At 55.8% G+C, this 21,416-nt stretch carries 17 protein-coding genes; 7 read left to right on the top strand and 10 right to left on the bottom strand.

Annotated features, from left to right (window positions below):
* Positions 1-134: 134 nt before the first annotated feature.
* Together LJE94_15865 and LJE94_15870 are read left to right on the top strand one after the other, a co-directional pair.
* On the top strand, positions 135-929 hold the full coding sequence (locus LJE94_15865) for an ABC transporter ATP-binding protein (GenBank protein MCG6911581.1): 795 nt from the start codon (positions 135-137) through the stop codon (positions 927-929).
* Positions 930-1,113: 184 nt separating this feature from the next.
* Entirely contained in the window at positions 1,114-1,506 is a 393-nt protein-coding gene (locus tag LJE94_15870; protein ID MCG6911582.1) for a universal stress protein, read from the top strand.
* A 130-nt stretch (positions 1,507-1,636) separates the two neighbouring features.
* On the opposite strand, the gene LJE94_15875 is transcribed toward LJE94_15870, so the two are convergent.
* From LJE94_15875 to LJE94_15900, 6 genes are all read right to left on the bottom strand, one after another.
* Positions 1,637-1,927, bottom strand: coding sequence for a hypothetical protein (locus LJE94_15875; GenBank protein MCG6911583.1), 291 nt, complete (start codon positions 1,925-1,927; stop codon positions 1,637-1,639).
* A gap of 17 nt (positions 1,928-1,944) precedes the next feature.
* Entirely contained in the window at positions 1,945-5,142 is a 3,198-nt protein-coding gene (locus LJE94_15880; protein ID MCG6911584.1) for an efflux RND transporter permease subunit, read from the bottom strand.
* A gap of 3 nt (positions 5,143-5,145) precedes the next feature.
* Complete coding sequence (locus LJE94_15885; protein MCG6911585.1) at positions 5,146-6,204, bottom strand: efflux RND transporter periplasmic adaptor subunit; 1,059 nt, start codon at positions 6,202-6,204, stop codon at positions 5,146-5,148.
* A gap of 192 nt (positions 6,205-6,396) precedes the next feature.
* Positions 6,397-7,755 carry a TolC family protein gene (locus LJE94_15890; GenBank protein MCG6911586.1) on the bottom strand — a complete coding sequence of 453 codons (1,359 nt, stop codon included), beginning with the start codon at positions 7,753-7,755 and terminating at the stop codon, positions 6,397-6,399.
* Between the two features lie 185 nt (positions 7,756-7,940).
* Complete coding sequence (locus tag LJE94_15895; GenBank protein ID MCG6911587.1) at positions 7,941-8,144, bottom strand: DUF2892 domain-containing protein; 204 nt, start codon at positions 8,142-8,144, stop codon at positions 7,941-7,943.
* 359 nt (positions 8,145-8,503) lie between these two features.
* Entirely contained in the window at positions 8,504-9,784 is a 1,281-nt protein-coding gene (locus tag LJE94_15900; GenBank protein MCG6911588.1) for an adenylate/guanylate cyclase domain-containing protein, read from the bottom strand.
* A 261-nt stretch (positions 9,785-10,045) separates the two neighbouring features.
* On the opposite strand from LJE94_15900, the gene LJE94_15905 reads away from it, so the two are divergent.
* Entirely contained in the window at positions 10,046-11,140 is a 1,095-nt protein-coding gene (locus LJE94_15905; protein MCG6911589.1) for a porin, read from the top strand.
* A 46-nt stretch (positions 11,141-11,186) separates the two neighbouring features.
* On the opposite strand, the gene LJE94_15910 is transcribed toward LJE94_15905, so the two are convergent.
* Complete coding sequence (locus LJE94_15910; protein ID MCG6911590.1) at positions 11,187-12,164, bottom strand: hypothetical protein; 978 nt, start codon at positions 12,162-12,164, stop codon at positions 11,187-11,189.
* 422 nt (positions 12,165-12,586) lie between these two features.
* On the opposite strand from LJE94_15910, the gene LJE94_15915 reads away from it, so the two are divergent.
* The gene (locus LJE94_15915; protein ID MCG6911591.1) at positions 12,587-14,020 is read left to right on the top strand and encodes an RtcB family protein; all 1,434 of its coding nucleotides are present in this window, start codon (positions 12,587-12,589) and stop codon (positions 14,018-14,020) included.
* Positions 14,021-14,217: 197 nt separating this feature from the next.
* Here the strand turns inward: LJE94_15915 and LJE94_15920 are convergent, their stop codons facing one another.
* The gene (locus LJE94_15920) at positions 14,218-15,168 is read right to left on the bottom strand and encodes an undecaprenyl-diphosphate phosphatase (GenBank protein MCG6911592.1); all 951 of its coding nucleotides are present in this window, start codon (positions 15,166-15,168) and stop codon (positions 14,218-14,220) included.
* Between the two features lie 280 nt (positions 15,169-15,448).
* On the opposite strand from LJE94_15920, the gene LJE94_15925 reads away from it, so the two are divergent.
* From LJE94_15925 to LJE94_15935, 3 genes are all read left to right on the top strand, one after another.
* A complete protein-coding gene (locus LJE94_15925; protein MCG6911593.1) occupies positions 15,449-16,801 on the top strand; it encodes a phosphomannomutase/phosphoglucomutase in 1,353 nt (450 codons plus the stop codon).
* A gap of 52 nt (positions 16,802-16,853) precedes the next feature.
* Positions 16,854-18,059 (top strand): MFS transporter, encoded by a 1,206-nt coding sequence (locus LJE94_15930; GenBank protein ID MCG6911594.1) that lies wholly within the window; start codon positions 16,854-16,856, stop codon positions 18,057-18,059.
* Positions 18,060-18,172: 113 nt separating this feature from the next.
* Positions 18,173-19,378: a putative sulfate/molybdate transporter gene (locus tag LJE94_15935; protein ID MCG6911595.1), complete on the top strand. Its 1,206-nt coding sequence runs from the start codon at positions 18,173-18,175 to the stop codon at positions 19,376-19,378.
* A 30-nt stretch (positions 19,379-19,408) separates the two neighbouring features.
* Here LJE94_15935 and LJE94_15940 read toward each other — a convergent pair whose 3' ends face one another.
* Positions 19,409-19,864: an Rrf2 family transcriptional regulator gene (locus LJE94_15940; protein ID MCG6911596.1), complete on the bottom strand. Its 456-nt coding sequence runs from the start codon at positions 19,862-19,864 to the stop codon at positions 19,409-19,411.
* Positions 19,861-21,393, bottom strand: a complete 1,533-nt coding sequence (locus LJE94_15945) for a response regulator (protein ID MCG6911597.1) — start codon at positions 21,391-21,393, stop codon at positions 19,861-19,863. The genes LJE94_15940 and LJE94_15945 overlap by 4 nt, the downstream gene beginning before the upstream one ends.
* Between the last annotated feature and the right edge of the window lie 23 nt (positions 21,394-21,416).

A 21,416-nucleotide genomic window follows, 5' to 3' on the forward strand; every position in this document is an offset into this window, starting at 1 on the left:
TTTAATATTTGAGCATTTGAATTTGGTATTTGTTTAGAATTTGGTGAATTAGAAATTAAGATTTTTTTACATCCGGCCTTGATGAATCCGAAACCAACATCTTTCGCAAGGTGGTGGTTTACTCGAGGGGATATATGCTTAGTCTGAAAAATATCGAAGTCATCTACAGCGATGTGATCCTGGTTCTTAAAGGCGTGTCCATAGAGGTCCCTGAGGGCAAAATAACCGCCCTGTTGGGTGCCAACGGAGCCGGCAAGACGACGACCCTCAAGGCCATCTCCGGCATTCTGAAGACCGAGGAGGGCAAGGTCACGGACGGATCCATCGAGTTAGCAGGCGAGCGCATCGACCGCCTGGATCCGGAAGAGATTGTCCGGCACGGGATCGTACAGGTCATGGAGGGACGCAAGCTCTTCGAGCACCTTTCCGTCGAGGAGAACCTCATGGTGGGAGCCTATTCGCGCAAGGACGCTTCCGAGGTTAAAAGTGATTTGCAGAAGGTGTACGACTATTTCCCCAAACTCCATGACATGAGCGCCCGTGTCAGCGGGTATCTTTCGGGTGGTGAACGCCAAATGCTGGTCCTGGGCCGCGCCATGATGGCGCGGCCCAAGATCATGCTCCTGGATGAACCCTCCATGGGGTTGAGTCCTCTGATGGTAAGGGAAATATTCAAGGTGATCAAGACCATCAACCGGCAGGAGGGGGTTTCCATTCTGCTGGTCGAGCAGAACACGCGCATCGCCCTGGAGCTTTCCGATTACGGCTATGTGATGGAAAACGGCCGGATCGTTTTGGACGGCCCCTCCACGAAGCTCCAAGAAAACGAGGACATCAAGGAATTCTACCTTGGCCTCAGTGACAAGGGCAAACGGAAAAGCTACCGGGACGTTAAGCATTATCGACGCCGCAAGCGCTGGCTGGCATGACCGATCCTGTGGGAGCGCAGCAATCCCAAAGGTTGCAATAACAACATGGCAGAAATCGGATAATACCCTGTAATAATATCACATTTCACAACAGCACCACAATTTCCGGATATCGCCATGCTGCTTGCCCTCGGGGACAACCATGGATGCCGACCCTGCTCGGCAAAGAACACGGGAACGACTTATGAGAATACTACTTTGCTACGATGAGACAAAAGAGGCTGCCAAAGCACTCGAAACCGCCATTGAACACGCCAAGGCCTTCAATGGAGAAGTACTGATTCTAACCTCTCTCGTTGGCAAGGGAAAAGAGAAGGTAGAAGAAGACCGGGAAGCCAAACAGAGGCTGGAAAAAGCCAGAGCGTATTTAAAAGAGGCCGGAATCCCATGTGAATCGCATTTGCTGGTGAGAGGGTTGGACTCGGGTGAGTCCATCGTCAATTTTTCAAAGGAGAATGGGGTTGGCGAGATCATCATCGGCGTGAAAAAGAAATCGAAGGTTGGAAAGCTGATGTTCGGCTCGACGGCCCAGCATGTCATTTTGCATGCGGAATGCACAGTGGTGGCGGTAAAGTAACTCCCGCGAAGAATTTTCTTTCGTCACGAAAAAAAATATGACCACAAATTTAGGAATTGCGATCCCTCAATTCGCACTCCCTTAATCCATATGTATTCTGTGCGGCGGAGATACACTGCCCGTGTTTACGTTACAGTGCATCTTCCACGGGAACGACAAACGCGTGCAAACTCTCCCCGAAGGGGAGAGAACTCCGGCACTCTCTCAAAGCCGCAAGCAATTCCGCCTTTTTCCCTTCGGGTACGACGGTGAAAACGACGAGTGATTTCCCGGGCCAGATCCGGTCTCCAAGCTTTAAGCCCTTTTCGCCGGCGCCGATTATTTCGTGGAGCTCCGAATAGGCGTGTACATCGTGCCGGGCAATCAGCTCCCTGATGGTTTCCGTCCGGTTTTCCGGGCATATGACCATTACCATTTTCATGGTACCCCTCCTATTTGTTATTGTTTCCCACCATACAGCAGGTAGTAAACCGTCGGTATGACCACCAGGGTAAAGGCCGTGGACACGACCATGCCGAAAATGATGGACCATGCCAGGCCGCTGAAAATGGGGTCCAGGGTGATGGGCCATGCCCCCAGGGTAGTGGTTCCGGCCGTCAGGAAGATGGGCCTGAAACGGACCGCACCCGACTCCACGATGGCCTCGACCAGGTTCTGGCCCCGCTTCACCTGGGTCTGGATAAAGTCGATCAGGATGATGGCGTTGCGCACCACGATGCCGGAAAGGGCGATCATGCCGATCATGGCGGTGGCGGTGAAAAACACCGGATCGGGATAGCCGCCCACCGGTTTGTTGACAACGACGTTCAACAGGGCAAACCCCGGCATGATGCCGATCATGGTCAGGGGAATCGAAAGCATGATGACGATGGGTATGAGGTACGATGCGGTCTCATACACCAAAAGCACGTAGATGCCCACCAGAGCCGCCGAGAAGGCCAATCCCAGATCCCGGAACACGTCCAGGGTTATCTTCCACTCCCCCTCCCCGCGCCAGTCGATCCGGACGCCGTTGGGGAGTTGATTGTCCTTGAAGTGCTTCTGCAGATCGAGGACGGCGTATGCCGGACCGCGCCCGGCCATTTCCGACGTTACATAAACCACGCGCTCCTGGTTTTTGTGATAAATGGTTTTTTCCTGGACATTTTCTTCAAAGGAGCCCAATTCACCCAGCTGCACGTCGTGCCCGGTCCGGCCCTTGACCACGATGTTCTCCAGGAGGCCCACATCCGAACGCGACTTTCTGGGAAGCCTCAGGATGATGGGCAGTTCGTTCTGTTCGGTATCCTTATGGATCACACCCGCCGGCATGCCGGCCAGTGAAATCCGCAACGTCTTGACGATGTCGTCCGTGGAAACGCCGTTGAGGCCCGCTTTTTCACGGTCGATTCTGAAAAAGAGCTTACGCTGGTCGGCCTCCACGGTGTCGTCGATGTCCACGACGCCTTCGACACCGGCCATGGCTTTCTTGACCACACCGGCCGCCCGGATAAGGTCATCGTAGGAGTTCCGCGCCGTGCCGTACACCTCGGCCACTACGGTAGACAGCACCGGCGGTCCCGGCGGGGCCTCGACCAGCTTGATGCTGGCCCCGGTTTCTCTTGCAACGGCATCGATGCTGTCGCGTATGCGCAGCACAATGGCATGGCTGGACATCTTCCGGTCGTCACGCGGCAGCAGGTTGACCCGGATGTCGGCCACATTCGCCCCCTCGCGCATGTAGTAGTGGCGAACCAAGCCGTTGAAGTCCATGGGCGATGCCGTGCCCACGGTGGACACGTAGTCCGTCACCTCGGGCATGGTGATCAGAATATTTTCCACCCGGCGCACGATGGCGTCGGTAGTCTCCAGGGTGGTGCCTTCGGGCGGGTCTATCATCACCTGAATCTCGTTCTTGTTGTCGAAAGGCAGCATCTTGAGCGGCACGTGGCCGGTGAGAGCCAGGCCCACGGACAACACGAACATCACCGCAATGGTAAAAAGCAGCAGTACGCTTTTCAGCCGCGAGTTGACGAAAGGCATGATCACCCGGCGGTACAGTTTGTAGTTGGTGGTCTGGGTGACGTCGTAGGGTTCCTCGCCATGGCCGGTGTCACTCTTGAGCAGCTTGCTGGAAACCCAGGGGGTAATGGCGAAGGAAACCACCATGGACATGAGCATGGCCAGGGGGACATTCAACGCCATGGGACGCATGTACGGCCCCATCATACCCGTGATGAAAAACATGGGCAGAAAGGAGACGATAATTGCCAGCGTCGCCAGGATGACCGGAGGCATCACCTCGTTGATGGCAATGGATATGGCTTCCAGTTTACGCTTTCCACCCATGGTGAGATGTCGATAGATATTCTCCACGCTGACGATGGGATCGTCCACCACCAGCCCCAGGGCCAGAATCAGGGCAAACAGCGTCACCCGGTTGATGGTGTACCCGAAAAGGTAGTTGCAGAGGAGCACCAGGGAATAGGTGATGGGTACGGCGATGGCCACGATGGTACCTGTACGCCACCCCATGTAGAACGTGATCAGCGCAATGACCGTGATGATGGCCTCGGCCAGGCTTTTCACCAGGCCGTTGACCTTGTCGTTGGCGGTTTCACCGTAGTTGCGCGTGATGCGGTAGCTGACGTTGTCCGGCAGGGTGGAGGCCGCCAGTTCCTGCATCCTTTTTTCCACTTCCTGCGCCACCCACACGGCATTGCTGCCCTTTTTCTTGGCCACGGCAATGGTAACCGCCGGGTAGGTCTCCTTGCCCTCAATGGCCGCGCCTTCCTTTTTACCGGCCGGGCCGAATCCGAGCCGGCTGTAGGACTTGACCTCTTCGGGTCCGTCCTGAACGCTGGCCACATCCCGCAGATAGACCGGCCGGCCCTGGTACAGCGTCACCAGGAGGTTTTCCACTTCGGTCGTGTCTTTTATATAGGGGCCGGCCTCGACCCTGACGACATGGTTGCCCTGTTCGAATTGGCCGCTGCCCATCTGGGCATTGGAAATCTGAATGGCCCCCGCCACCTCCATGGCGGACAGGCCGTAGGCGGAAAGGCGTTCAGGATCCAGGTAGACATAGGCCACCCGCTTTCTGCCTCCGTGAATGCTGATTCTGGCGCTGTTGGGGATATGCTGAAGTTTGCCCACCACCTCCTCGGCCACACGGTAGAGCTGATGATCGTCGACCCCCTCTCCATAGAGCGTCACATTGACAATGGGGACATCGTCTATCTCCACCGGTTTGATGATCCAGCCGGTCACCCCCGGCGTAACCTTGTCCAGGTTCTGGTAGACCTTGTTATAAAGCTTCACCAGGCTGTTCTCGCGGTCCTGCCCCACGTGGAAGCGGACGGTGACCACGGCCATCTCGGGGCGGGATATGGAATATACATATTCAACGCCGTCGATCTGGTAGAGCAGGCGCTCCAGTCTGGAGGAAACCATTTTCTCCACTTCCTCGGCGCTGCCCCCCGGGTACATTACCATGACGTCTGCCAACGGAACGACGATCTGGGGCTCCTCTTCCCTGGGTGTCAGGTAAAGGGCTGCAGCACCGGCCAGCAGGCTGATGATAATCAGCAGGATGGCCAGATTTCCCCTGAGAAAGGCTTCAATGATGCGAGATAAAAATGAAGGCTTGTTTTCCATTAATCAACCCTCTTTCAACGGCGAAACCAGAATGACCTCACCCGCGGACAGCCCGGAAAGGATTTCCACCTTGCTTCCGTATGAGCGGCCGGCTTTGACCATGCGCCGCATGACACGATCGTTCCGGACCACGTGGACCATTTCGAGCTGGCCCACCATGGTGACGGCCTCTTTCGGAACCAGGACGGCCGTGTGGGGGTCTTCGCGCACCCACACCCGGCCGAAGGTTCCGGGCAGAATGTCGCGTTCCTTGTTGTTAAGCTGAACCTTAACCTTCTGCGTCCGGCTGGATGGATCGATCTCGCCGACGATTTCGGTGACCTTGCCCTTAAAGGGACGTCGGGGCCGATCCAGGGTGACCTCCACGGTCTGGTTCAGAGACAGCTTTTCGATCAGGCGGACGGGGACGGGAACCTCCAGACGCATATTGCCTTCGTCATACACGCTCGTCAGCACCTGCCCCGGATTGGCCAGATCACCGGCTTCGATCATGCGTTCGGTAACCACACCGTCGATGGGAGATTTGATTTCGGTGTAGGTCAGCATGACCTTGATCTCCGCCACCTGAGATTTGGCGGAATTGTAGCGGTGCTCGGCGGCGGTCAGGGACTGCTCGGTAGCGGCGTTTTTCTGATAAAGATTTAGGGTGCGTTCGTATTCGGTTTTGGACTGCTTTAAGTTGATCCTGGCCGCAGTCAATTTTTCCTTGATTTCCCGGTCGTCCAGCTCAATCAGGACTTGTCCCTTTTTAACCCGGGTGCCGGAAGAAGCCGTTACCTTGTTGACATAGGCGCTGATTCTGGCACTCAGCCGCACCTTCTCCCCGGATGTCACGGTGCCGAAGACATCTATTTTGGGAGCGACGCTTTTCATCTCGATGGTATACGTCTCGGCCCCGTCCGGAAGTGGCTTGCCGGGAGACACGGCCAGCTTGCCGGCCTGTACCTTGGTGTGAAAAGTCCCGCCGGTCCATGCGATCATCAACACCAGGGCGGCCACGGCAACCGCCCACTTTATGATTTTCAACATCACACCGCCTATGGATGACTGTTTTTCCGTCATTGTTCCCCCTAACTGTCGGATAAAAGGCCCATCAGAAATAGATTGTTCACCACGAAAGTACGAAAGAGTGAAACACGCAAACAACCAATATCTCTTTCGTGTTTTTCATATGTCATGTTTTCGTGATGAGGTTATTTATAATTAATCAGATTGCGCCCCTGCCCAAAGACACATTGGCAAAGCGTCAGAAGGTCAGGGTGCATATTTCACAATCGCGTTGCCCCGCGCACGCTCCAGGTTGGACAATGCGCTGAGGTAGTCGTAATAGGCGGCAACGTCACGGGTTTTCTGGGTGGTGAGCCCCACCTGGGCCGTCAACAGAACGGTGATGTCCGCCACGCCGCCCTTGTATCGTTCACTGGTGATGCGGAAGGACTCTTCGGCACTTTCGACGCTTTTCCGGGTGACCTGCAGCCGCTGCCAGGCCTCGTTGGCTTTCAGATGCGCCTGGTAGAGGTCCAGGCGCAGGTTGTTGTAGACCTTCTTTTCGTCGTACTTGGCCGCCTGCCACTCGGCCTTGGTGGACTCGGTCTTGTTGGAACCCTGAAAACCGGAAAAAAACTCCCACTCGGCCATGAGGCCCAGCATATAGCTGCCTTCGAATGTATCCAGGTCGCCGGTGTCCACATCGTATGAGCCGTAAGCGTCCAGGGTCGGGTAGTTCTCATGACGGCTTTTTTTGTAATCCCGTTCCTTCACGACGCTCATTTTGCGAACCACGGACAGCTCGGGTCGATTCATGATGTCCTCGTAGTCCAGCTGGCCGGGCATCTCCGATATCTCCCCATGCGCCAGAGCGGGCAGCCCCTCGGGGGGCACCATGTCGGAGCCGATGGCGGTGTTCAGGGAAGCGATGGCCAGTTGAACGCCGTTGTTGCTCCGAATCAGGTCTTCCCGTGCCTGGGCCAGCTTGACCTCGAGGTTGAGCACGTCGGTCTTGACGGCCGAACCGGCTTTGAACCTCTCACGGGCCACCCGCAGGTTTTCCTCCAGGCTGACGACGGACTCCGCCTGCACCTTGACAAAGGCCTGGGCCTGCAGGACACCATAGTACCCTTTGGTCACCTGATGAATCAATTCATTGCGTACCGCGCTAAGCTGCAACTCGTGCACCTCCCTGCCGATCTCGGCCATCTCGATGCCGATGACGTTGACACCGCCGTTGTAGAGCCGATACTTCAACCCTACGGACAGGCGCATGTTGTCCGTGGGGTCCGGTTCGTTGGGATCGAAGGTGGGGCTCATCATGTCGAGGTCGCGCTGGTTTAGGGTCATCATGAACGCCTGGGGGGGGTTGTCCGTATAGGCATAGGAACCGGCCAGATAGAGCCGCGGGTAATAGGCCGACTTGGCCTGTTCGATCGCAAACCGGGCGGCATTGATTCTTTCCACTCCGGCCTGAATATCGGGATTGTTCTTCAGGGCTGCCGTCACACATTCCTCCAGACTGGCGGCCTGCAGCGTTTCCATTGTGCCGGCAAGCAGCACAACAGCCGACAACAGCCCCCGCGCCCAAAAAGAGAAAGCCCAACGCCTCATCCGTGGTATCATAACATCTCTCCCATCGATTTGTTCAACCTAAATTGAGCGTTCAAATTTTAGGTTAAATTAAAAAAAGGATTGCCCGGTCATTTTAATACAAATACATCTTTTGTCAACGACCGGGCAACCTCCTGGTACGGATGCAACCACCGCTTTAAAGCCCGGGCTTAGCCCCAGTGGGGTTACCCCTTTTTCTATTTAAATGCTTCTCCGGACTTCATGCCGAAAAGCTTGACGACTTTAGCGGCGGGACAGAACCCTGTAAACGCCGATTGCAGCAGGTTGGCGCCCACGAAGGCGGTGAACCAAAGCCAGTAGGGACTGTGCACCTGCGACAGCAGCAGGCTTACTAGAACCATGAAGCCACCGAAAGCAAATATGGCACGATCTATGTTCATAAGGACCTCCTTTATAATATCGGTATCTTTTTTTTCATTTCCACGGCCGAAAATCGAACCGATCATCTCTACGAGGAGGTTAGCAACAACGATGCCAATATTCGCTTCTGCCTGACAATAAGGATCCCGACACGCGCGCTTTAATATAACTGACTAATATATATAAATAATTTCAACCAAATCTCGTCTCGCGGCTCCCCGTGCTAAACGGTTGAACAACGCTTTTGACGAAAATTATGTCTCACCCTATAGCCGATACATGTCTCATTTCACCTGAATCACTCAGTTCAAATCTCTTTCAACCTCAACATTGCAGCGTTGAGGTAAACCTGGAGATCGAGAAACCAGCCGGCACACGATCAGACCACCTCGTACACCGGGCCGACCGTGCCCATATTTTTCAGCTTCACCCCCTCGATCTCCTTCAGCGCAACCGTTTCCCCGACCCTGCGGGCCGTCTCCCTGCCGACCAGCACGCGCCCCCCCTGGGCATAGTTGGAAAGCCTGGCGGCCAGAACCGTCACCGGCCCCGAAGCGGTAAATGTCCAGCGATCCCATTCCCCACCCCTCAACTTGGTCGATCCCAGGTACACCTCTCCGGAACTGATGCCGATGTTGACCGTTATGGGCAGAAAGCCCTTGTTGCTGCTTTCTCCGTTGTGGCTTGGGCAGCAGTTACGGATATCCAGGGCCGCCCTGACGGCATTTTCGGCATGGTCCCGGGTTCCGGTACCCAGAAAGATGACCATCATACCATCACCTGCGGTTTCGTTGATATCCCCGCCGCGCTTCTTGATCAAGTCGAAAAAAATGGAAAAATAGTGTTCTATGGTGCGATTGATGGTCTCGTAGGGATATTTTTCGGTCAACACGGCAAAGCCCTCGATATCGAGGAACAGTACCGAGGCATCCTGGATATATTTATTCAACAGCTCCTTTTCGGGATTTTCCTCGATCATCCGTTTGGCTGTTTCCGGCACGAAGTTGGCCATCACGCTTTTGATTTTGTTCAAGCGCTCCTTTTCCCGCGACACCTGGCTGTGCTTGGCGTCGAGGTCCGAAATGGTTTCCTCCCCCTTCTGGACAAAATACCTGAGCAGCACAAAGGTGATGGAGGTCACGCCGCCGATGTTGAACACAAAAGAGACCGCCGAAACCGTTTCCGGAATGTGTTGCTCCGGTAAAGGGAAAAAAATGTCGAAAAAAAGTTCTATCAGGGTCAGCGCCAGATAGACGATAAACCACGGCCACGCCCGAGCGGGGCCTGAAAACATCAGGGCACCGATAGGGGCCAGTACCGACCAGATCATCACCGCGCCGGATGGGCCGAAGCCGCCCAGACTCCACTGGACCAGAAAGGGAATCAGCAGAATCAGGCCAAGCTGGATGCAACGGAAAATGTCATAACGCTTCGAACCGAATAAAAAGAGCAGCGTAAGGATGGAGAGGCCGCCGTAAGCATAGGGAATGAGCGCGGTCGTTTTCAAACCGAGCAATAGATATGTCGTCCCCCAGAAAAAGCTCAGCAGGGCATAGAGAGATACCAGCAGCATCATGGCTGTTTTGCGAATAACCTGTCCGCGGGTATCGTCGGGTAAGCATCCTGCCTTCACGAAAATGGTTACGAAAGAATCCAACATGATCGGTGACCGAAGCTTCCCTGAAATCCGATGCGCTTCTTTTAAGAGCGTCCCGGAACTAAAATTTAGGTGTTAAGCGCGATGAACACAAGTGCTTCCATAATAATGAGGTTCGAAAAATTTTACAACCGTTCACGACAAGAGACTTGAATTTTTGCAGCAACTGGGTGAGAATGAATACTGGCATCTTCACGGCCCCTCACCTACCCAAAGCCAAGGCACGGGGCCACCTTGGCAATACCCGAACGGAGTTGAACGACTATGACACGTCCTCGCATAACCTGGCACCTTCTGGCCGTTTTTATGATGTTGTCCCTGTACCCGCTGAGCGCCTCAGGCATCGAATGGAAAGGCCAGGACTGGAACGTTAATCTGAACGGCGCTTTCAGGGTGAGTTACAACAGCGACGACATCGGCACGGAAGGAAGGGCCAACTCGACACCCGATAAAACGTCCAACAACTACCTGTCCGGCAACGTATCCCACATTCAGCTGACCGGCAGGCGGACGCTCAGTATGGGTTTCGAGGGGATCTTCAAAACGGAGTGGGGCCTCGACCCCACCGACACCGGTGACGGAAACTCCTTCAGGGACCTGGAGCAGTACCTGGGCCTGGACAGTCGCTTCGGCACGCTGCGGGCCGGAACCATTGTAACCCCTTACATGCAGACCGGCATCACGATGGACCCGTTCCAGCGCGACGCTTTAGCGGCACGATTTTTCCCGGAAATCCAGTCTGGCCTGCACAGCCAAACCGGCAAGGGCAGGGGCCGCTCGACCAACACCATCCGCTTCGACTCTCCCGTCTCGTCCCGGGGGATAGCGGCCCAGATCTTTTACGGGCTGGATGAAACGCCGGACAACGACAACAGTTTCGGCACCGGACTGTCCTACAATTCCCGCTACCTGTCCCTGTTCGCCCAATGGTATGACAACGGTGAACCCGGCAAGGACGAGGCCTACAAAATCGGTGGTGAAATCAAGGCAGGGGACGTTTCCCTTTTCGGACAGTATGAATTCGACGAGGGGTTGGTTTCCCTGGCGGACAATCTGTCGCCGCTTGACACGTCCGAAGAGGATATTACCGCGGAAGACAATGACACCCACGGCGCGGACACCTGGCATGCAGGCCTCAAATACGCCAACGACAAGGTTGTTCTGATCACACAGTACGGACAACGGCAGGATTCAAAAAACGGGCTTAACCAGGAAGACGGCCTCACCGGATGGCTGGTGGGTCTCGGCATCTACGTGGATAAATACGTCTATCTCTACACCGGGTACGCACGGAAGGATTACAACGACACCAGCGATGACGACAGCCGGTTTACCGTCGGGGCGGCCCTGCGCTTTTAACGCCTGCAAAATGATGCCGATTTACCCAGCGCTGCACCTATGGGGTTTATTCCACCCGTCGTGACGCCAGGGCCTCAAGCGCGTCTTCGGCCGCCTCCCGCAATTCATTGTTCTCGGTTGCCCGCGCCACTGATGCCAGGAATGAAGAGGCCTCCTGATTGCCGCACAGGCCGATGACATACAGGGCGTCGCCCTTCACCTGATCGTCCAGCTCCTCGAAACGTTCCACGAGGGGGGCCGCCGCCTGTCCGGCCACGGACATGTTTCTTTCGGCCACCTCCTCCATCGCCGCCATGGCCCCCAGGCGCACGGAAAACTCTGCATGCGTGAGAAGATCGACAAAAGCCGGAAAAACGGTCTTTGCGGTCAGCATCATTTCCGAAAGGCCATAGGCGTTTCCATCCTGAATCATCCCCTTCAGTGAAGCAACACCCAGTTCGGCAGGATTCCTGTCGACGATGATCTCCACAAGCTCCGCAAGGTCGACGGTCGCCGTCCAGCGGAACCGGTCGTCCAGTATCAGGGTCGGCAGAGACTTGACCCTGTCCGCTCCGGCCGTTTCCGGAAAGGCGGGCCCGTCGACGACGGTGAGTTTCAGGCGCTCGTTCGCCAGGCAGAGCGGATAGATCTGCCGAAACATCTGAGGGCAGTGCGGGCACATGGAGGATACATAAAGGGTCATGGATGCCGGAGCGGCAACCGATGCCAGCCGGTCCCCGACAACCTCGGGGACCTTTGCCGACGGCGTCCCCACAGCGGCCAGAAGCTCGACAAAGGGTTTGAATTCGGTGCCTTCGGGCACGCCGCCGTACCCAATCGAGTCGGTGAGTTCGATTAGCGGCAGCGGCCGCTGGTCGTCCCATTCGCGGCGCACACCAATTTTGGGAGCCAACGACGTCAACGCATCACAGAAAGCCGCCATGGCCCTTCCCATTGCATGGCCGTTCTCAACGAGGCGGATGGTGATCTCCTTTTCCAGCGTTGCGTTCAGGCTGCCGATCTGTTTTTTCTCGGATGGGGTCATGAAACTTCGAGTCCTTTCTAAATTAACAAAATCCTTCAAACAATCATCCCACCGGATGAATCAAAAACCATCGTGTCTTTCCTGTTTTTATTCTTGTGCCATTTCGTGATAACATACACGCGCTACGCTGTTCATATCATATGTAACATCAATTTTCATTATGAACCACGCGCAGTGCTATACCTTGCTGGAAATTCAGCCGGGCGCCGGATAGAACAGCCCGTTCGCCGCAGTCTTGCCGACCGTGAAATTTCGGGGTACAACATAGACCTTTATCTTAAACCGTCGCCCCTGAACGAAAAGGACAAACATTGCACCTTAGACTTTTAACAATACATTTTCTTACCCGATCACTGGGATATGTGGAAATGACCGTTCGTCGAATGGTATGTTGTTATTAAATCCACGGAATGAAATTTATTATGGACCTGAAAAGAATAGACGCCTACCAGTGGGAGCTGCCCCGGTCGGGCAGCATGCGGGTACCCGGCAGGGTGTTCGCCGACGAGGCCATGGTCAGGGGGCAACGGCGGAACGAACCGCTGATACAGGTGGCTAACGTCGCCCGACTCCCGGGTATTGTCAGGGCATCCATGGCCATGCCGGACATGCATTGGGGATATGGTTTTCCCATCGGCGGTGTTGCCGCCTTTGACTGGCATAGCGGCGTCATCTCACCCGGCGGTGTGGGATACGACATCAACTGCGGCGTGCGTCTGGCCACCACGGCGCTCTTTGAAGAAGACGTGCGTTCGCGGATCGAAGAACTGGTCAACGCACTCTACAGGCATATTCCCTCCGGCGTCGGTTCCACCGGATCGGTGGATCTGACCTTCAACGAAGAAAAAAAGGTGCTCAGGGAGGGAGCCGCCTGGGCTGTCAGGCAGGGGTTCGGCATCGAGGACGACCTGGAGCACACCGAAGACCGCGGGTGCATGCCCGAAGCCGACCCCGGCGTGGTCAGCCAGCGCGCGCTGGAGCGCGGCAAAAAGCAGTTGGGAACCCTGGGCTCCGGAAACCACTTCGTCGAAGTCGGTGTGGTACAGGAAATATTCGACCCTGAAACCGCCGGTGTTTTCGGCCTGACCTACGGCCAGGTGACCCTGATGCTGCATACCGGTTCCAGGGGGTTCGGCTACCAGGTGTGTGACGATTTCCTCGCCCATATGGTGAAACATGCCGGCAAGCTCGATTTTGAGCTGCCCGACCGCCAGCTGGCCTGCGCCATGATCGAATCCGCGCCGGGAAGACGCTACTACCGGGCCATGTCCTGCGCAGCGAATTACGCCTGGGCCAACCGCCAGATTCTGCTCCAGCGCTGCCGCGACGTATTCATGCAGGTCATGGGCGTCGGCCCGCGGAGCCTTGCGATGCACCTGCTTTACGACGTGTGCCACAACATCGCCAAAAAGGAGCCCCACGATGTCGAAGGAGAAAAGAGGATCCTCTGCGTACACCGCAAAGGGGCCACGCGGGCGTTTCCGCCCGGCCACGAAGCCCTGATCGGACCCTACCGCCAAACCGGGCAACCCATTTTGATACCCGGAGACATGGGCACCGCCTCCTACGTTCTGGCGGGAACCGCCAAAGCCATGCAGGAAACCTTCGGCTCCACCTGCCACGGCGCCGGAAGGCTGCTCAGCCGCAAGGCAGCCAAAAAACAGAGCCGCGGCAGATCGATTCAGCGGGAATTGGAAGACCGCGGAATTCTGGTGCGCTGGACGGGTAAAAGCACTCTGGCCGAAGAGATGCCCGACGCTTACAAGGACATCTCACAGGTGGTCAATGTGGTGCACGGCGCCGGCATATCCCGCAAGGTGGCCCGGATCAGGCCAATCGCCGTCATTAAGGGATAAAAACTTGCCTGAAATTTGATGATAATTTGGTAAACTGGAATTTGAAAATCATCCATTTTATCATCAAATTTCACCCTGTGGGCAAGCCAGGAATAATTTTTAAATTCCTGTCACTACCCGCCCATGACGATCGAACATCAATAGATGGTTTTCTTTGTGACCTTTGTGCCTTTGTGGTTGGTTTGGCGCTCTTGCCGTTAAACAAGTAGCCACATAGCCACAATAGCGATGGCGATGCGGTAATAGCCGAACAGCGTAAGGCCGTACCGGTTGAGGTAGCCCACCATCCACCTGACCGAAAGAACTGCGGATGCAAAGGCAGACAAGAGACCCAGCGTCATGGATGAAAGATGGAAGACGTGTACCATTTCAGGACCATGTTTCAACACATCGTAAAAGGAAGCGGCACTTAGGGTCACGGCCCCTAACAGAAAGCTGAATTCCACGGCGCCCGCCATGGAAAGCCCCATGAAAAGCCCCCCCAGGATGGTGGCCAGGCTCCGGCTCACGCCCGGCCACATGGCAAAACATTGGGCCACGCCGATAAAAAGGGCCATGCGCCAGCTGATCTCCTCCAGGGATTTCCCCTGATGCAGGTCCCGGGACCTTTGCCGGAAAATATACGTGAAAACAAGAATGACAATTCCGCCGACCACCCAGCCGACGATAACGGGGTAGGTGCCGAACAGACGGCCTTTAATTTGATCCTCCAGGGCAAGGCCGATGACCACGGCCGGCAGAAAGGCCAAAATCAGGTTCGCCATGAGCTTCCTGCCGGCGGCATCCCCCTGAAAAATACCCCGGTACAGCAGCATGAAGCGCTTCAGGCAAATCACCAGGATGGCCAGGATGGCACCGAACTGAATGACGACGATGTAGGCATTGATGGCTGATTGCACCTGACCGTCCCCCCCCATCCCCATCATCTCCTTGGCAACCAGCAGGTGCCCGGTGGAACTGACGGGCAGATATTCGGTCAGGCCTTCGACCACCCCGAGCACAACCGCACGGCCGATTGAAAGTTCGTTCCCCGATGTGGCGGCGTTGCCGGCCGCCCATCCCGGCCCGGCCGACACGAGTATGGTCAGCAGCGTCAGGGTGAGAATTTTTCGGATATGGCCCGTCATATGCATCGTATCGGCTTTCATAAATTTTCATACCCCGTTGAAGGATTTGAGCGCATCGAGCGCCGGTGGTCTGTCAATATCGATGCATGAGAAATATTGATAAGCAAGGACAATGTCAAGCAAACGACCGGGGGTCGGCATCTTTTACCCTGGGCATACGCTTTGGTAATTGACAGGGAATAGGCTTGAGGCTACATTTGTCGGGCCTCGTTGTATTAATCGTGGCTGTTGGAAACCCCACGCTGAGAGGTATTCACCATTCAATGCGAGCGATTGTTTCTCTTGAAAGGAGCGTCATGTGATCAATTCGGAAATGTTCAGGGAATACGATATCAGAGGAATCGCCGGCAAGGACATGGACCCCGACGACGTGGCGGTCATCGGCAGGGCCATCGGCACCTATCTCCTGCGGCAGGGCAACGACAGCATCACCGTGGGGCAGGACTGCCGTACCACCTCCCCGCTCTATGCGGAGAAATTGATCCAGGGGCTGACCCAAGCCGGCTGCGATGTCGTCGATATCGGCATCTGCCCGACCCCGGTGGCTTATTATTCCATTCGCCGACTCCAAAAAAAGGGCAACGTCATGGTGACAGCCAGCCACAACCCCCCCGCCTACAACGGCTTCAAGATATGCAGCGGTTTCGATTCCGTGTACGGTGAACAGATCCAGCAGATTCTCAAATTCATCACTGAAAACGATTTCGAAAGCGGCAGGGGCAGCGTGGAGGCAATCGACGTGATACCCGACTACAAGGCCCACTTGCTGGAAAACATCACCATAGACCGGCCCCTGAACGTCGGCATCGATGCCGGCAACGGTACCGCCGGGATTACCGCGGTGCCCATCATCAAAAATCTCGGGTGCAACCTGTTCGATCTTTACTGCGACATGGATGGCACCTTTCCCAACCACGAAGCCGATCCCACGGTCCTGAAAAACATGTCCGATCTGGTCGCCCTGGTAAAAGAGAAAAACCTGGACGTGGGCTTCGGATACGACGGGGACGGCGATCGGATCGGCGTGGTGGACGAGCAGGGGAACCTGGTGTTCGGCGACAAGCTGATGATCATCTTTGCCAGGGAAATCCTGTCCCGCAAACCCGGATCCACCTTCATATCCGAAGTCAAGTGCTCCAAAATCATGTACGACGACATCGAAAAGCACGGTGGGCGGGCCATCATGTGGAAAACCGGCCACTCCCTTATCAAGCAGAAGATGAAAGAGGAAAAAGCGGAGCTGGCCGGTGAGATGAGCGGCCACATCTTTTTTGCCGACCGCTATTTCGGCTTTGACGATGCGGTTTATGCTTCCTGCCGACTGCTTGAAATTCTTTCCGCCACCGGCAAGAAACTGTCGGAACTGCTGGCGGACGTCCCTGAGACCTATACGACACCGGAAATTCGCGTGGAATGCCCGGACCACATCAAGTTCAACGTGGTCAGGAAGGTAACCGCCTACTTCAGGGAACGCTACGATGTAATCGACATCGATGGTGTGAGGGTGCTTTTCCCCGATGGATGGGGATTGGTGCGGGCCTCCAATACACAACCGGCCCTGGTCCTGCGATTCGAAGCCATGTCCGCCGAGCGGCTGGACGAAATCAAAGAACTGGTGGAAGGTGTTCTGCGGCGTTTGTCCGATACTCAATAAGGCTCACACACCAACATCGGTAATTATTTTACCCCCGAGTGGGGTTAATTCTATGGCTGTTTCAAACCGCTTCGACAAAAAAATATTCGCTACCCTGTTTTTCTCCATCTTTGCAGCGGTCACCGGTGTGGGCATCGTGGTTCCCTTATTGCCCGTATATGCCCACGACCTGGGGGCCAGCGGGTTGTACATCGGACTGATCTTCGGGTCTTTTTCCCTGTCACGCACCGCATTGTTGCCCTATTTCGGCCGCTTGTCCGACAAAAGCGGCCGGAAGCACCTGATTGTCGGCGGGATGGCGGGGTACACGCTCATTTCCATCGCCTTCATCTTTGCGGGCAGCGTCGAAAGCCTCGTGGCCATCCGCTTCGCCCAGGGAATCGCCTCCTCGATGATGATGCCGGTCATCCAGGCCTATGTCGGCGACATCACCCCCAAAGGCAGGGAAGGATTCACCATGGGGGCGTTCAACATGTCCCTGTTTATAGGATTGAGCCTGGGACCGCTCATCGGGGGAGGCATCAAAGACAGTTTGGGCCTCGAGGCCTCCTTTGTCTGCATGGGCGCTTTCAGCCTGGTGGGCTTTTTTCTGTGCCTCCTCCTATTGCCCCCCGTCCATCTGGAGAAGACATCTCATCGAGATGGCCCCCCCGCGGAGTGGCGCCTGATCCTCAGGGACCGGGAAGTGCTGGGGCTTTTTTTCTTCAGGGTAAGCTATACGGCCGGCATCGGCGTCATCTGGGGATTTCTACCGGTTCTGGCGGACATCGAGCTCGGTCTGTCCAGCACGACCATCGGGTTGTTGGTGATGATGGGAGTTTTCATCAGTGGCAGCATCAACATGCCCATGGGCTACCTGGCCGACCGCTTCAACCGGAAGATGATGATCATCGTTGGCGGCCTGCTGGTGGCAGCCGCCATGATCTGCTTCGCCCGTGCCGACACCATTCATGACATGATCGGTGCCAGTGTGCTTTTCGGGCTCGGTGGAGGCATTTCCATGCCGGCCCATATGGCCATTGCGGTATTCAAGGGTGGCAAAAGCGATGCCATGGGCTCCCTGATGGGCCTCATGACCATGGCGCACAGCCTGGGGATGCTGGCCGGATCGACCATTGCGGGTCTTATGATGGACCTCTTTCAGCTCCGGGACGCTTTCTGGTTCGGCTCGTGCACGGCCCTTGCGGGGACCGTTCTTTTCTTTTTCCTGTGCCGGAACGTCAAGAAAATAAACCCCAACGTTGCAACGATGGGGTAAAACTGCCTGAAAATGGCGCCGGGTAGCGCGTTGACATTTTCATTAATTTTTGATTTATTCCCAGCGTTGTAAGAACCTGCCTGGTTATAACTTTCACTGCGGAGGCTGCCCCCATGATTCGACGGGAGCATATCAGATTCGACCGCATGGAGTTCGCCGGGTCCCTCGGCGACCTGGGTACCCTGCTGCCTCTGGCTGTCGGGATGATCATGATCAACGGTCTGAACCCCCAGGGCCTCTTTCTGGCCGCCGGCCTTTTCTATATCCTGGGTGGCGTTTACTACCGTATTCCCGTCCCGGTGCAGCCCATGAAAGTCATCGGCGCCTACGCCGTCGCCACCGGGCTCTCCGCCCAGCAGATATCGGCATCCGGCGCCTGGATGGCCCTGATTTTACTGATCGTCGGCCTTACAGGCCTGATCGACCTCATCGGCCGGTATACCCCCAAATCGGTCATCCGGGGCGTCCAGCTTTCCACCGGCGGCCTCCTGATGGCCCAGGGCATAAAGCTCATGTGGGGAACCGCTTCGTTTCAGGCCCTGCGGTCCGTAGCCGAACCCTATCTCAAGATCCAGAGCCTGGGACCCGTGCCCATAGGCATTCTTCTCGGCGTAGCCGGCATTGCCCTGACACTGCTGCTGCTGGAAAACCGCCGCTTTCCCGCCGGTCTGATCGTCGTCGCCGGAGGCATGGTCGTCGGGCTGCTGGCCGGCACCCGCGAAGGCATGGGCAGCCTCAAGCTCGGATTGCATTTGCCTGCGGTGCTGCCCTTCGGCCTGCCATCTGCAGATGACTTCTCCATGGCACTCTTGATGCTGGTGCTTCCCCAGGCCCCCATGACCATCGGCAATGCGGTCGTGGCCTATGCAGACCTGTCCAAAGAATACTATCAGGAGGCCTCGGACAAGGTGACCTATAAAAACGTCTGCTTCAGCATGGCGGCCGGCAACATCCTGTCATTTCTCGTGGGCGGCATGCCGGTCTGTCACGGTGCCGGCGGGCTGGCCGCTCACTACCGCTTCGGTGCCCGCACGGCCGGCTCCAACCTGATCATCGGCGCGATCTTCCTGTTCCTGGCCCTCTTCCTGGGCACCGGCATCCTGGCGGTTGTCTATCTGATCCCCCTTTCCATCCTGGGGGTGCTGCTCCTCTACGCCGGCAGCCAGCTGGGCATGACCATCATGGACCTCATGTCACGCAAGGATTTCTTCGTCGTGCTGGTCATGCTGGGCATCACCCTGGCCACCAACCTGGCGGTGGCCTTTATCGTCGGCATTGCCCTGGCTTACGCCCTCAAGTCGGAGCGGCTGTCCGTTTAACCTAACAGTTGCAACATTGAAGTAAACACCCTATGTTAGACGCGGCTTTTCTGGCTTCTCAAGGTGCCCGCACGTTCCGTCCAACAAGCCGCCGATGGTAATGTCATCGAGGCACTCGAACATGGCGTTGCTGGCCGCGATCCACACCCAGCGGGAAAGACAATCGCCTGCCTTGTTGCAGACACCGCACAGTTTTTCATCCCTTTCGGCACAGTCGGTAATCGCCTCGGTTTCCTCCAGCGTCCTGACAATGTCCCCCACGGTGATACTGTCCGGCGGTTTGTTCAGCATGTGTCCGCCGAATGGCCCTCGCTGACTTTTGATCAAACCGGCCTCTTTCAGTTTCCGGATCAGCTGCTCCAGGTACTTCAGCGAAATATTCTGCCGCCTGGATACATCTCTGAGTGGAACCGGTCCTTTCTTTGCGTTAACCGCCAGATCGAGAATCAACCGTGTGCCATATCTGCTTTTGGTCGTCAGCCTCATGATTTTCCCATGTGGATGCCATCCACCGGTCGGTCGGCCCATTTCCCGGGGTCATCAGGCAACGGGGGATGCTCGGGTCTCTTTCTGGGCAGACATATTTCAAACCGCGAACCCTTCTTCAGCTCGGATTCGACCTTGATGGTGCCGCCGTGTCGTTGGATCACCCGGTTGGCGATAAAAAGCCCCAGGCCGGTTCCCTGCGACCCCTTGGAAGTGAAAAAAAGGGTAAACATTTTTTCCCGCGTTTCGCGATCCATCCCCATGCCGTTGTCCTGGACGATGAAGCAAATATGCCCGTTCCCCGATTCGAACACGTCGAATTTAACGACATGATTCTTTTGGTTTCGATCGAATCTACAGGCATCCACTGCATTTTCCATAAAGTTGACCAGGGCGGCCTGCATCCAGTTGGCATCGACCTCGATTTCGCCCAGGTCAGGTGCGATAGTGGCCTCCAGTTCGATGTTGTTCTTTCTGGCGATGGCCTTTGCATCTCCAAGTACCTTGCCTGCCATACGACCGGCATCGATAGATTCGTAAGTTAGTTGCCGGGATTTTGCGTAATACAGTATATCCAGGACCATTTTACGAATTCTGTCCGTCATCTGTTTGACCTGGTTGAAGGCTTTGTCGATGCGCTTGTCATCGTTGCGGGCCAATCCGGTTTCCAGCTGATAAATGCCGCCATCCAGAGCCGTCAGCATCCCTTTGACACCGTGGGACATGGAACCGATCATCAGGCCAAGGGATGTCAGATGGTCCTGAAGTTGCCTCAGCCGGGTAATATTGGTGGACATCTCCATCACCTGGGTGATCTGCCCCAGAGAATTCCTGATGGGTGCAGTCCAGGTCAGCACGTTGTACTGCTTCCCTGATTTCGACGTGACGATTTCCTCTGTCGGGTGGGGCAAACCATCGTTGAAGGTCGCTGCAACCGGACACTCCTGGCAGGGTGTCCCCCGATGCTTGTAGACTTCATAACAAGGGGATCCGATTTCGTCACCGAAATCTCTTTTGAACATCCGGTTGGTTGCCGTCAAGCGGAATTCCTTGTCCTGAACGGATATGTAACAGGGCACCTCGTCGAAAAGCTGCTGGTACAAATTCTGAGCATTGCTAAGCTCCTTGAACCTTTTCTTGTACCGCGCAATCTTTTTATTCATGGCCATCCAGGTCAGTGCCTGCTTTACGGCCAGATCCAGGGCAGCGCTTTTCACAGGCTTCATCAGGTAATGTACGACATCCTGCTTCAAGAGGTCCAATATCTGATCGATCCGGTCTGCGGTAGACATGACAATGAGTTGAATGTGCGGATGGGTTTTTTTTATCTGCTTCAGGAGATAGACCGCATCCATATCCGGAAGACCCGCATCGGCCAACACGATGTCGGCGCTCATATGATCGAACATCATCAAAACATCATCCGTACTGTCGGCTTGATAGACATCGAGCTGCTGTCTTTCGAGATAGACTCTCAGGGCATCGGCGTGGCTTTTGTCCTTGTCTATGAGTAATATTTCGGCCGCCATACGACTGTTTCCCGTAACCGTGT

The sequence above is a fragment of the Deltaproteobacteria bacterium genome (genome assembly GCA_022340465.1).
Lineage (GTDB): Bacteria > Desulfobacterota > Desulfobacteria > Desulfobacterales > B30-G6 > JAJDNW01.

Bases quoted from the DNA above. Each gene is read 5' to 3' on its own strand.
- LJE94_15865 (MCG6911581.1), top strand. From the start codon at position 135: ATGCTTAGTCTGAAAAATATCGAAGTCATCTACAGCGATGTGATCCTG.
- LJE94_15870 (MCG6911582.1), top strand. From the start codon at position 1,114: ATGAGAATACTACTTTGCTACGATGAGACAAAAGAGGCTGCCAAAGCA.
- LJE94_15875 (MCG6911583.1), bottom strand. From the start codon at position 1,927: ATGAAAATGGTAATGGTCATATGCCCGGAAAACCGGACGGAAACCATC.
- LJE94_15880 (MCG6911584.1), bottom strand. From the start codon at position 5,142: ATGGAAAACAAGCCTTCATTTTTATCTCGCATCATTGAAGCCTTTCTC.
- LJE94_15885 (MCG6911585.1), bottom strand. From the start codon at position 6,204: ATGACGGAAAAACAGTCATCCATAGGCGGTGTGATGTTGAAAATCATA.
- LJE94_15890 (MCG6911586.1), bottom strand. From the start codon at position 7,755: ATGATACCACGGATGAGGCGTTGGGCTTTCTCTTTTTGGGCGCGGGGG.
- LJE94_15895 (MCG6911587.1), bottom strand. From the start codon at position 8,144: ATGAACATAGATCGTGCCATATTTGCTTTCGGTGGCTTCATGGTTCTA.
- LJE94_15900 (MCG6911588.1), bottom strand. From the start codon at position 9,784: ATGTTGGATTCTTTCGTAACCATTTTCGTGAAGGCAGGATGCTTACCC.
- LJE94_15905 (MCG6911589.1), top strand. From the start codon at position 10,046: ATGACACGTCCTCGCATAACCTGGCACCTTCTGGCCGTTTTTATGATG.
- LJE94_15910 (MCG6911590.1), bottom strand. From the start codon at position 12,164: ATGACCCCATCCGAGAAAAAACAGATCGGCAGCCTGAACGCAACGCTG.
- LJE94_15915 (MCG6911591.1), top strand. From the start codon at position 12,587: ATGGACCTGAAAAGAATAGACGCCTACCAGTGGGAGCTGCCCCGGTCG.
- LJE94_15920 (MCG6911592.1), bottom strand. From the start codon at position 15,168: ATGAAAGCCGATACGATGCATATGACGGGCCATATCCGAAAAATTCTC.
- LJE94_15930 (MCG6911594.1), top strand. From the start codon at position 16,854: ATGGCTGTTTCAAACCGCTTCGACAAAAAAATATTCGCTACCCTGTTT.
- LJE94_15935 (MCG6911595.1), top strand. From the start codon at position 18,173: ATGATTCGACGGGAGCATATCAGATTCGACCGCATGGAGTTCGCCGGG.
- LJE94_15940 (MCG6911596.1), bottom strand. From the start codon at position 19,864: ATGAGGCTGACGACCAAAAGCAGATATGGCACACGGTTGATTCTCGAT.
- LJE94_15945 (MCG6911597.1), bottom strand. From the start codon at position 21,393: ATGGCGGCCGAAATATTACTCATAGACAAGGACAAAAGCCACGCCGAT.